This is a genomic window from Streptomyces sp. NPDC034111, assembly GCF_055575375.1.
On record NZ_JBVIST010000032.1, the window covers coordinates 22,177 to 34,966 of the forward strand.

General features: G+C 73.5%; 3 protein-coding genes. 2 read left to right on the plus strand and 1 reads right to left on the minus strand.

Annotated elements, in window-relative coordinates:
* Positions 1-15 precede the first annotated feature (15 nt).
* Both ACZ55A_RS36375 and ACZ55A_RS36380 read left to right on the plus strand, forming a co-directional pair.
* The gene (locus ACZ55A_RS36375; RefSeq protein ID WP_468849279.1) at positions 16-10,950 is read left to right on the plus strand and encodes a type I polyketide synthase; all 10,935 of its coding nucleotides are present in this window, start codon (positions 16-18) and stop codon (positions 10,948-10,950) included.
* A gap of 152 nt (positions 10,951-11,102) precedes the next feature.
* Entirely contained in the window at positions 11,103-11,306 is a 204-nt protein-coding gene (locus tag ACZ55A_RS36380; protein WP_468849281.1) for a ferredoxin, read from the plus strand.
* A 27-nt stretch (positions 11,307-11,333) separates the two neighbouring features.
* Here the strand turns inward: ACZ55A_RS36380 and ACZ55A_RS36385 are convergent, their stop codons facing one another.
* A complete protein-coding gene (locus tag ACZ55A_RS36385) occupies positions 11,334-12,563 on the minus strand; it encodes a cytochrome P450 (protein WP_468849283.1) in 1,230 nt (409 codons plus the stop codon).
* Between the last annotated feature and the right edge of the window lie 227 nt (positions 12,564-12,790).

A 12,790-nucleotide genomic window follows, 5' to 3' on the forward strand; every position in this document is an offset into this window, starting at 1 on the left:
CGTGGATGAGGGTGCATGAACGAACAGAAGCTCCTCGAATACCTCAAGAAGGTCACCAGCGACCTCCACCAGACCCGGCAGCGCCTCCAGGAGGTCGAGGCCGGGCGCCAGGAACCGGTGGCGATCGTGGCGATGAGCTGCCGCTTTCCCGGTGGGGTGGGTTCGCCGGAGGACTTCTGGCGGTTGTTGGTGGGCGGGGTGGACGCGATCGGTGAGTGGCCGGCCGACCGCGGCTGGGACGTGGAGGCGCTGTACGACCCGGAGCCGGGGACGGCGGGCCGCAGCTACACCCGCGCCGGCGGTTTCCTCGATGATGTCGCGGGCTTCGATGCCGGCTTCTTCGGGATCTCGCCCCGCGAAGCGGTGGCGATGGATCCGCAGCAGCGGCTGCTGCTGGAGACGTCGTGGGAGGCGTTCGAGCGCGCCGGGATCGACCCGGCTTCGCTGCGCGGCAGCCGTACCGGGGTCTTCGCCGGCACCAACGGGCAGGACTACACCGCGCTGTTGCTCGGTGCCGCGGAAGGGCTGGAAGGCCATATCGGCACCGGCAACGCCGCCAGCGTGGTCTCCGGCCGGGTCTCCTACGCGCTGGGCCTGGAGGGCCCCGCGGTCACCGTGGACACGGCTTGCTCCTCCTCGCTCGTCGCGCTCCATCTGGCGGCGGGGGCCCTCCGCTCGGGGGAGTGCGACCTCGCCCTGGCCGGCGGTGTCACCGTGATGTCCACGCCCGGTCTGTTCCTGGAGTTCAGCCGGCAGCGCGGGCTGGCCGCCGACGGCCGCTGCAAGGCGTTCGCGGACGCGGCCGACGGCACCGCCTGGGGCGAGGGCGCGGGCATGCTCCTGGTCGAGCGGCTGTCCGATGCCCGGCGCCACGGGCACCCCGTCCTCGCCGTCCTGCGCGGCTCCGCGGTCAACCAGGACGGTGCCAGCAACGGGCTGACCGCGCCCAACGGCCCGTCCCAGCAACGCGTCATCTGGCAGGCCCTGTCCGGCGCGGGCCTCGCCCCGGCCGACGTCGACATGGTGGAGGCGCACGGCACCGGCACCACCCTCGGCGACCCCATCGAGGCCCAGGCGCTCCTGGCGACGTACGGGCAGGACCGGGAAGCCGGACAGCCGCTGCGGCTCGGCTCGGTGAAGTCGAACATCGGGCACACCCAGGCGGCCGCCGGAGCGGCGGGTGTCATCAAGGCCGTCCTCGCCCTCCAGCAAGGGCTGATGCCCCAGAGCCTGCACATCGACCGGCCCTCGTCGCACGTCGACTGGACGGCGGGGAACATCGCGCTGCTCGCCGAGCCCGCCCCGTGGCCCGACCGCGGCCGGCCGCGCCGGGCGGCGGTCTCGTCCTTCGGCGTCAGTGGCACCAACGCCCATGTCATCCTCGAACAGCCACCGGCTCAGGACCCCACCGCCCCCGCGACGGACGACGCGCCCACGGCCGGCACCGCCCCCCGGGACCTGGCCTTCCCGGTCTCCGCACGGACCGCGGAATCGCTCCGCACGCTCGGCGCCCGGCTGCACACACGGCTCTCCGGTCGGCCGGCGCCGCTGCCGGACCTCGCCTGGTCGCTGGCCACCACCCGCACCGCTTTCGAACACCGGGCCGTGGTGATCGCCGCCGACCACGACGAGCTCCTGCACGGCCTCGACCAGCTCGCCCGGGAAGCCCCGGCCCCGGGCGTGGTGCGCGGCACCGCCGGCGCGGACGGCCGTACCGCCTTCGTCTTCCCCGGCCAGGGCTGCCAGTGGGCCGGTATGGCCACCGAACTGCTCGACACCGACGAGGAGTTCCGCGCCCGCTTCACCGAGTGCGCCCAGGCCGTGGAACGGTTCGCCGGCTGGTCCCTCGACGAGGTGCTGCGCGGTGCGGAGGGGGCACCGACGCTCGACCGGGTGGACGTCGTCCAGCCCGCCCTGTTCGCCGTGATGGTCGCACTGGCCGGGCTCTGGCGTGCTCGCGGTGTCGAACCCGACGCCGTCGTGGGACACAGCCAGGGCGAGATCGCCGCCGCCTGTGTCGCCGGGGCACTGAGCCTGGAGGACGCCGCCCGCGTCGTCGTACTGCGCAGCCGCGCACTGACCGCGCTCGCTGGCCGCGGCGGCATGATGTCCGTCCTGCTGCCGCTGCCCGAGGTGACGGAGCGCATCGCGCCGTGGGGCGACCGGATCTCGGTCGCCGCCGTCAACGGACCCCGGTCCGTGGTCGTCTCCGGGGAGGCGGCCGCACTCGACGAGCTGCGCGCCGCACTGGAGGCCGACGGCGCACAGGTCCGCCGGATACCGGTCGACTACGCCTCGCACTCCGCACAGGTCGAGGAGATCCGCGAGCAGTTGCTCACCGATCTGGCACCGGTCCGGCCGCGCAGCGGCGGCACACCGTTCTTCTCCACGGTGACCGGCGACTGGATCGACACCGCCCGCCTCGACGCCGCGTACTGGTACGAGAACCTGCGCCGCACCGTACGCTTCGAACACGCCGTCCGCTCGCTGGCCGAACAGGACTACCGCGGCTTCATCGAGACCTCGCCGCACCCCGTGGTGACGACCGCGGTCCGCGACACCCTCGACGCGCTCGACATCCCGGACGCCGCGGTCGTCGGCACCCTCCGCAAGGGGGAGGGCGGCCGCCGCCGCTTCCTGACCTCCGTCGCCGAACTGTCCGCCGCCGGCGGCCCGGTCAACTGGCGCACGGTCCTCGACACGCCCCGGGAAGGCGCCCGGCGGATCGAGCTGCCGACCTACCCGTTCCAGCGGCGCCGCTACTGGCCCGAGCCCGCCCCCGCCCTGCGCGGCAGCCCCGGCGACGCCACCGACGCCCGCTTCTGGGAGGCCGTCGAGAACGGCGATGTGGACACCCTCGGCGCCGCGCTGGCCGTGGAGCCCGCCACCCTCGGTGCGCTGCTGCCCGCACTGTCCGACTACCACCGGCGCCACCGCGAAGCCGCCCAGGCCGACTCCTGGCGCTACCGCATCACCTGGAAGCCGGTCCCCGCCGACGCCGCCCCGGCCACCCTGCACGGCACCTGGCTGGTGCTCACCACCGGCGACGACGAGGAGCTGGCCAGCAGTGTGACGCAGGCACTCTCGACGGCCGGCGCGCGCCCCCGCACCGTGACCGTGGCCCCCGAACAGGACCGGGCCGCACTCGCCGACACGATCGAAGCGGCACTGCGCGGCACCGCCCCCACCGACGAAGCCCTGCCCCCGGTCGCCGGCGTCCTCTCCCTCGTCGCCCTGGACGAGTACGACCATGAGGCGCACCCCGGCCTGCCCAGAGGATTCGCCGCCACCGTCGCCCTCGTCCAGGCACTGGACGACCTCGCTGTGGCGGCACCACTGTGGTTCGCCACCCGCGGCGCCGTGGCCACCGACCCGCTACGGGAGGCCCCCGCACCCCGCCAGGCCCTGGTGTGGGGCTTCGGCCGGGTGGTCGCCCTGGAGGAGCCGGAGCGCTGGGGCGGACTGCTCGACCTGCCCCGAACCCTCGACCCGGCCGCGGCCACCGCCATGGTCCGGGCGCTCGCCGGCCTCGGCGACGAGGACCAGCTCGCGATCCGGCCGAACGGAATCCTCGCCCGGCGCCTGGTCCGCGCCGCGACCGGCGCACTCGACACCACACAACGCTGGACACCGCAGGGAACCGTCCTGGTCACCGGCGGAACCGGCGCCCTGGGACGCCATGTCGCCCGCTGGCTCGCCCGGAACGGCGCACCGCATCTCCTCCTCGTCAGCCGGCGCGGCGCCGACACCCCCGGAGCCGACCAACTCGCCGCGGAACTCGCCGAGTTCGGCACCCGTACCGAATTCGCCGCCTGCGACATCGCCGACCGGGACGCGCTCGCCGCCCTGCTCGACGCGATCCCCGCCGACCGGCCGCTCACCGCCGTCCTGCACACCGCCGCCGTACTCGACGACGGCACCATCAACGCCCTGACCCCCGAACAACTCGCCGCGGTACTCCGGGTGAAGGCTGGCGGCGCCCGCAACCTCGACGAGCTGACCCGGGCCCACGACCTGTCGGCGTTCGTACTGTTCTCCTCCACCGCCGGCACCATCGGCGCACCGGGACACGCCAACTACGCCCCCGGCAACGCCTACCTCGACGCCCTCGCCCAGCAGCGCAGGGCCGCCGGCCACCGGGCCACCTCCATCGCCTGGGGCCCCTGGGCGGAAGCCGGTATGGCCGAAGGGACCGTGGGCGAGCGACTGCACCGGCACGGCGTACGCGTCATGGACCCACGGTCGGCCGTGGCCGCCCTGCAACGCGCCCTCGACCACGACGACACCACCCTCGCCGTGACCGACATCGACTGGGACACCTTCGCCCGGGCCTTCACCACGGCCCGCCCCCGCCCCCTGATCGCCGACCTCCCCGACGCCCAGCGGGCACTGGCCACCGCCGCACCGGCCGCACAGGACCCGGTCGACGGCCCCGCCCTAGCCCAGCAGCTCGCCGCCCTCGACGCGGCCACCCAGCGCCAGGCGCTGTCCGACCTCGTCCACGCCCATATCGCCGCCGTACTCAACCACACCGACCCCGACGAGATCGCCCCCCACCGCGCCTTCCGCGAACTGGGCTTCGACTCCCTCATGGCGGTCGAACTCCGCAATGCGCTCAGCGCGGCCCTCGGCAAACGGCTCCCCGCCACCCTCCTCTTCGACCACCCCACCCCGGCCGCACTCGCCGCCCGACTGCGCACGGAACTCCACCTCGACGAGCCGGACCCACAGCCCGCCCCAACGCCGTTGACGCCCACGGCTCCCGACGACGACCCCGTCGCGATCGTGGCGATGAGCTGCCGCTTTCCCGGTGGGGTGGGTTCGCCGGAGGACTTCTGGCGGTTGTTGGTGGGCGGGGTGGACGCGATCGGTGCCTGGCCGGCCGACCGTGGCTGGGACGTGGAAGGGCTCTACGACCCGGAGCCGGGAACGGCGGGCCGTAGCTACACCCGCGCCGGCGGTTTCCTCGACGACGTGGCGGGCTTCGATGCCGGCTTCTTCGGGATCTCACCCCGCGAGGCGGTGGCGATGGATCCGCAGCAGCGCCTGCTGCTCGAAGTGGCCTGGGAGACGTTCGAGCGCGCCGGGATCGACCCGGTCTCGCTGCGCGGCAGCCGTACCGGCGTCTTCGCCGGCACCAACTACCAGGACTACTCCTCCCGCACCCTCGCCCCGGCTCCCGACGCGGAAGCACACCTCGGCACCGGCAACTCCGCAAGCGTGATGTCCGGCCGCCTCTCGTACACCTTCGGCCTGGAGGGGCCCGCGGTCACCGTGGACACCGCCTGCTCCTCCTCGCTCGTCGCCCTCCACCTGGCGGCGGGGGCCCTCCGCTCGGGGGAGTGCGACCTCGCCCTGGCCGGCGGCGTCACCGTCATGTCCACCCCGGGCCTCTTCCTGGACTTCAGCCGGCAGCAGGGCCTGGCCGCCGACGGCCGCTGCAAGGCCTTCGCAGACCGGACCGACGGCACCGGCTTCTCCGAAGGAGCCGGCGTCGTCCTGGTCGAACGGCTCTCCGACGCCCGGCGCCACGGGCACCCGGTACTGGCGCTGCTCCGCGGCTCGGCCGTCAACCAGGACGGCGCCTCCAACGGCCTCACCGCCCCCAACGGCCCCTCCCAGCAGCGGCTGATCCGGGAGGCCCTGGCCGGTGCGGGCCTGTCCGGGACGGAGGTCGACGCCGTCGAGGCCCATGGCACCGGCACGACCCTGGGCGATCCCATCGAGGCACAGGCGCTCCTGGCGACCTATGGGCAAGAACGGGAGGACGGCCGGCCGCTGTGGCTCGGCTCGGTCAAGTCCAACATCGGACACACCCAGGCCGCCGCCGGTGTGGCCGGCCTGATCAAGATGGTCCTGGCCCTCCAGCACGGCATCCTGCCGCCCACCTTGCACATCGACCGTCCTTCGACCCATGTGGACTGGTCGGAGGGGAACGTACGGCTGCTCACGGACACCGTGGAATGGCCCGGGACCGGCCGGCCGCGCAGGGCAGGGGTGTCCTCGTTCGGCATCAGCGGCACCAATGTGCACGCCATCCTGGAACAGGCCCCCACCACCGACACCCCACCGCCGGACACCGCCCCGGACCTGCCCGTCACCTGGGTGGTCAGCGGCACCACCCGCGACGCCCTCCGGGCGCAGGCCGCCCGCCTGCTCGCCCACATCCGGACCCGGCCCGAACTCGGGCTGCGCGACGTGGGGTTGTCCCTGGCCACCACCCGCTCCGCCTTCGAGCACCGCGCCGCCGTCGTCGGCAGCAGCCGTGCGGAACTTCTCGACGGTCTACGCGAGCTGGCCGACGGCGAGAACCCCGTCCAGGTCCCCACCGGTGTGGTCCGGGGCGGCGGGGCGGGCAGAACAGCGCTGCTGTTCGCCGGTCAGGGCTCCCAACGCGCGGGAATGGGCCGGGAGTTGTGTGACGCGTTCCCGGTCTTCGCGGATGCCTTTGATGCGGTGTGTGCGCACTTCGACGGCGAGCTGGGGTCTTCGTCGTCGCTGCGGGAGGTGGTCTTCGGCGAGGACAGTGAGGCGCTGAACCGTACGGAGTTCACCCAGCCTGCGCTGTTTGCCGTAGAGGTGGCGCTGTACCGCCTCATGGAGTCCTTCGGCGTCCGGCCGGACTATCTGGTGGGTCATTCCATCGGTGAGTTGGTGGCTGCCCATGTCGCGGGTGTGCTGTCGCTGGAGGATGCCTGCCAACTGGTCGCCGCCCGTGGTCGGTTGATGCAGGCGTTGCCGGCCGGTGGTGCGATGGTCTCGCTCCAGGCCTCGGAGGACGAGGTCCTGCCGCTGCTGGAAGGCCTTGAGGAGCGGGTGAGCATTGCGGCGGTGAACGGTCCGCAGGCTGTCGTGATCTCCGGTGAAGAGTCCGCCGTCGCGGAAATGGCCGATCACTTCGAGTCCGGCGGCCGGAAGGCGAAACGGCTCCAGGTGAGCCACGCCTTCCACTCCCCCCTGATGGAGCCGATGCTCGAAGAGTTCCGAGCAGTGGCGCAATCCGTGACGTATGCGGAGCCGACCATCCCGGTCGTCTCGAACGTGACGGGTGAACTCGCCACGCCCCAGGATCTGATGTCCCCCGACTACTGGGTGCGGCATGTCCGGGAAGCCGTACGGTTCGCCGACGGTGTGCGCTGGTTGGAGGAGCACGAGGTCAGCCGGTTCCTGGAGATCGGGCCCGACGGCACGCTGAGTGCCATGGCGCAGGGCTGCCTCGACGGCGACCGGTCGCTGGTCCCCGTGCTGCGCACGGGCCGGTCCGAGACGTATGGCGTCATGGCCGCGGTCGGCGGACTGCACACCTCGGGTGTCGGCCTCGACTGGCCGGCGCTGTTCCCGGGAGCCCGGCGCGTCGAGCTGCCGACGTACGCGTTTCAGAAGCGGCGCTACTGGTGGGACGCCGTGGCCGGGGCGGGGGACCTCGACACCGTGGGGCTGCGCGCGGCCGGTCATCCGCTGCTCGGGGCGGCCGTCACCGTGGCCGGTTCGGAGTCGGTGGTGTTCACGGGGCGGCTGTCCCTGGCCACCCATGCCTGGCTCGCCGACCATGCGGTGCTGGGCAGCGTCATCCTTCCGGCGACCGCCTACCTCGACCTGGCCATCAGTGCCGGGGACCGGACCGGCTGTGACCATCTCGCCGAACTCACCTTGGAGGCACCGCTGGTCCTTCCGGAGCGGGGCGCGGTACAGCTTCAGGTCGTGGTGAACGGCCCCGACGCCGCCGGGTGCCGGACCTTCTCCGTGCACTCCCGGCCCGGCGACGAGGACGACGCCTCCCCGTGGACGCGGCATGCGCAGGGCACCCTGTCCGCCGCGCCCCCGAACGGGCCGGAAACTCTGGGCAGTTGGCCGCCTGAGGGAGCCGAGGCCGTCGGAACGGGGGAGTGGTACGACCGGTTCGCCGAGAGCGGGTTCGCCTACGGGCCCGCGTTCCGAGGGCTCGGTTCGGTGTGGCGGCGCGGTGCGGAGCTGTTCGCCGAGGCCGCGCTGCCCGAGGAGTACCGGGCCGATGCGGCACGGTTCACCCTTCACCCGGCACTGCTGGACGCGGCCGTCCAGGCGCTGCTCGTCGGCGGCGGGGACGCGGACGGCGCGGGCGAGCACGGGGCGATGCTGCCGTTCGCCTGGAGCGGGGTGACCCTGTACGCCGAGGGGGCGGACGCACTGCGGGTGCGGCTGACCCCCGTCGAGGACCGGGCCGATGCCTTCTCGGTGCTGGTCACGGACACCGCCGGCCGGCCCGTCGCCAGCGCCGATGCGCTGACCCTGCGCACGGTGACCCCCGAGCACCTGCCTGCCGTACCGAACGCCGGGCCGGATGTTCCGCTGCGCCTCGACTGGCGGGCCGCCCCGCTGCCCCCCCGATCCGGAGCGGCGCGCTGGGCCGTGCTCGGCAGCCCGGTCGGCGGCGAGGCGGCGTCCGGCGGGCCGGAGGCCGTGCGGTGGCCGCTTTTCGGGATCGCGGAGGCGCTGGACGGTGCCGGTGTGCACGCGGAGTCCTATGCCGACCTCGATGCCCTGGCGGCAGCCGTGGCCACCGGGATGACGATGCCCGACACCGTGCTGCTGGAGTGCGCACCGGAGGCGGCGGACGGCACCCCGGACGTCCGGGGGCTGCTCGCCGCCGCCCTCGCCACGCTGCACCACTGGCTCGCGGAGGAACGGTTCGCCGGCTCCCGGCTGGTGCTTGTCACCCGGGGCGCCGTCGCCGCGGAGCCCGGCGAGGACGTCCGCGCTCTCGCGGGCGCGGCGCTGGGCGGACTGGTGCGCTCCGCGCAGTTGGAACACCCCGGGCGGCTGGGGCTGCTCGACCTCGACGACCGCGCGGAGTCCGCGGGCGTGCTCGCGGACGCGGTGGCCGCCGGCCATCCGCAGGTGGTGCTCCGGGCCGGCGAGTTGCGGTTGCCGCACCTCGCCCGTGTCGAGCCCCCCGAGCCCTCCGAGGTCCCGGACCTCCCGTTCGACCCGGAGGGCACCGTGCTGGTCACCGGGGCGACGGGCGCGCTGGGGCGGCTCACCGTGCGCCACCTCGTCGCCCGGCACGGCGTACGGCACCTCCTGCTGGCGAGCCGTGGTGGGCCGGCGGCCGAGGGGGCTGCGGCGCTGTGCGCGGAGCTGACCGAGGAGGGCGCCGAAGCCACCCTCGTGGCCTGCGATGTCTCCGACCGGGAGGCCGTGGCGGGGCTGCTCGGGGCGATCCCTGCGGACCGTCCGCTGACCGCCGTCGTCCATCTCGCCGGGGTCGTCGACGACGGTGTGCTGACCGCGCTCGACGAAGAGCGGATCGACCGGACGCTGCGTCCGAAGGCCGACGCGGCCTGGCTGCTGCACGAGCTGACGAAGGACCGTGAGCTGTCGGCGTTCGTGCTCTTCTCCTCCGCTGCCAGCACCTTCGGCTCGGCGGGGCAGGCCAACTACGCGGCCGCCAACGCCTTCCTGGACGGTCTGGCCCAGCACCGGGCGGCCCAGGGGCTGCCGGCGACCGCACTGGCGTGGGGGCTGTGGGCCGAGGACGGCGGAATGACCGCGACGCTCGCGGACACCGACCGGCGACGGATGGCCCGGGGCGGTATGCGGCCGCTCTCCGCCGACGACGGTCTCGCGCTGTTCGACGCGGCGCTGGCGACGGGTGAACCGGCCCTGGTGACCCTGGGACTCGGCAGGGGCGGCGTCGGGGCGCTGCTGGGCGGCGCGGCTCCTGGGCGTACCCGGCGGACGGTCGCCGCCTCCGGGGAGGACCGGGACGATCTGCTCGCACGGCTCGCGGCCGCCGGTCCCGACGGGCGGGCCGCCCTCCTGCTGGATCTGGTACGGCGCCAGGTCGCGGGGGTCCTTGGCCACGGGTCGCCCGACGAGGTCGAACCGGACCGCGCCTTCGGCGAGTTGGGCTTCGACTCGCTGACCGCCGTGGAGCTGCGCAACCAGCTCGGCACCGCCACCGGTCTGCGGCTCCCGCCCACGCTCGTCTTCGACGTCGCCACGCCGCAGGACCTCGCGGCCCGGCTGGCGGACGAGCTGACCGCGGCCGCCCCTCCGCCGTCCGGCGCCGGGACACCCGGCGAGCGGGCCGCCGCGACCGGAGCGGCGCAGGACACCATCGGCGCCCTCTTCCGGGAGGCCTGCGCATCGGGCCGGGTCACGGAAGGGTTCGCGCTGCTGGACGCCGCCGCCCGGCTGCGGCCGACCTTCGACGCGCCGGAGGAGTTCGGCCCCGGTTTCGCGCCCGTACGGCTGGCGCGCGGCGATGCGGCACCGGACAGCGGGCCGAGGCTGATCTGCTTCAGCTCGTACGTGGCGCTCGCCGGAGTGCATCAGTACGCCAGGTTCGCCTCCGCGCACCGGGGCACGCGTGACGTCTGGGCACTGCCGACGCCCGGCTTCGGCCGAGGGGAGCTGCTGCCCGCCTCCTTCGACGCGGTGGTGCGGCTACAGGCCGAGGCGGTGCTGCGGTGCGCCGACGGGGCCCCGTTCGTGCTCCTCGGCTCGTCGTCCGGCGGCATCCTGGCGCTCGCCGTGGCGCACTACCTGGAGAAGGCCGGGACCCCGCCCGAAGGTGTCGCGCTGCTGGACACCTATCTGCCGCGCGAGGACTCGCCGTTCGCCCGGTTCGCCGGGGAGATGATCGGCGGCATGTTCGACCGCGAGTCCCTGTTCGCGCACATGGACGCGGACCGGCTCACCGCCATGAGCTGGTACATCCACGTCGTCGGCGCCTGGTCCCCGGACCGCCTCTCCTGCCCCGTGCTGCTCGTACGGTCCAGTGAGCCGCCGGTGACCGCGGAGCAGGCGGGAGCGCTCGCCCCCGAGGAGTGGCAGGCGTCCTGGGACGGCGCGGACACCGTGACCGAGGTGCCGGGAAACCACTTCACGATGATGGAGGACCATGCGGGCACCACGGCGAGGACCGTGGCCGCCTGGATGGATGCCCTCCGTGGCCCGCAGCGTTGACAGTGCGCGCCGCGAACACCCCCCCCGCCGAGGTGTGCCGGCCCACGGCCGGGCGCATTGTCTGGGCGATTCACCAGACCCTGCCGGCGACGGTCGGCGGCGGGCCACAGAGCCGACACCATGGTCGTGGACCACGAGTTGAGGAGGTCAGGATGAAGATCACGGTGGACCGGGACCGGTGTGTCGGCGCCGGGATGTGTGCGATGACCGCGGGTGAGGTCTTCGAGCAGCACGAGGACGACGGCCGCGTCATGCTGCGGATGACGGAGCCGCCGGAGCATCTGGCGGACGACGTGGAAGAGGCGGAGCAGCTGTGCCCGTCCCGGGCCATCGCGGTCGGCCCCGCCGCTCCCTGAGGGGAGCGGCGTCCGCCGCCGCGCCCCTCACCCGCGCCGGACCACCAGCGGCAGATGTTCGGCGCCGAAGACATTGCTGCCGTGGAAGGACAGCCGCGCGCCGGTGTCCACCCGCACCTCGCGGAAGCGGTCCAGCATCAGATCCAGCACGATGCGGCTCTCCAGCCGGGCCAGCGGCGCCCCTATGCAGTAATGGATGCCGTGGCCGAAGGCCGCCTGCCGGGCGTTGGGCCGCTCCGGCACGAAGGCCGCGGGGTCGTCGAAGACCCGCTCGTCATGGTTGGCGGACAGCAGCCACAGATGGACGAGGGTGTTCGGGGCGATCGTCTCCCCGGCGATCTCCACCTCCTGCGTCGGCACCCGTTCGACCCGGGTGAACGGCGGACGGCAGCGCAGCGTCTCCTCGATCACCGCGGGAATCCCCGACCGGTCCGCGCGCAGCGCCTGCCACCGCTCCGGCGCGCTGTCCAGGCACAGCAGGGTGTTGCCGAGCAGCACCGAGGTCGTGACGTGGCCGGCCAGCAGCAACAGTGTGGCGAAGCTGACGATCTCGTCGTCCGTCAGCCGCTGCCCGTCGACCTCGGCCCGGACCAGCGTGCTGATCAGATCGTCGCGCGCGGTGCGCCGGCGTTCGTCCACGAACTCCTGGAGGTACGCCGAGATCTCCTGGCCGGTCAGCTCCATGCGCCGGACGCTCTCCGGGTCCGTCGCATCGGTGGTCAGCAGCTGGTTGCCCCAGGCCTGGAACTTGGCCTGGTCCTCGAGCGGGACCCCCAGCATCGCGGCGATGATCCTCACCGGCAGCGGATTGGCCAACGCGTCGACCAGGTCGAAACGCTCGTCGTCGGTCGCGTCGAGGAGTTCCCGGGTGAGGCTGGTGATCTGCGGGGTCAGCTCGGAGATCAACCGGGTGGTGAACGCCCGGCTCACCAGGCGGCGCAGTTTGCCGTGCTGCGGAGGGTCGAGCAGCAGCAGGACGCCGCTGGGCGTCGGCTGATCGCTGAGCCGTCCCACCGTGTCGGAGGAGTACGGCACCGGACAGGCCATGACGCGCACCACGTCGGCATGCCGGAAGACATGGGCGTTCCCCGATTCGTCCCGCCAGACGGGTCTCTCGTGGCGCATCCGGCGCAGCCAGGCCAGCAGCGTCGCTCCGCCGTCGGGCTCCACCGCCGGCGGCCGGGCGATCTCCGGGCCGGGCGTCCGCAGTGGATGCGGCACACCCGGGAGGACATTCGTCATTTCCTGCTGCGTCACCGAAGAACTCCCCTTTCGCGCCGGTGCCGTTGGATACCGCCCCGCGCGTTCTGCTGTCGAAACCAGGTCACAGATGAGGATGAAGCTCAGCACGGCGGCGCGGCCACAGGACAGAAGAGCCGGGCAGTTCTAGGGATTTCCGGGATCCGGCGACCGGCCGGACGAGGCGCGGAGGTGGGCGCCATTGTCTGGAGGAATCCCCAGACCATGGCGGTGCGGTACCGCAG

Excerpts from the sequence above, each read along its gene's own strand:
- ACZ55A_RS36380 (WP_468849281.1), top strand. The coding sequence starts at position 11,103 with ATGAAGATCACGGTGGACCGGGACCGGTGTGTCGGCGCCGGGATGTGT.
- ACZ55A_RS36375 (WP_468849279.1), top strand. The coding sequence starts at position 16 with ATGAACGAACAGAAGCTCCTCGAATACCTCAAGAAGGTCACCAGCGAC.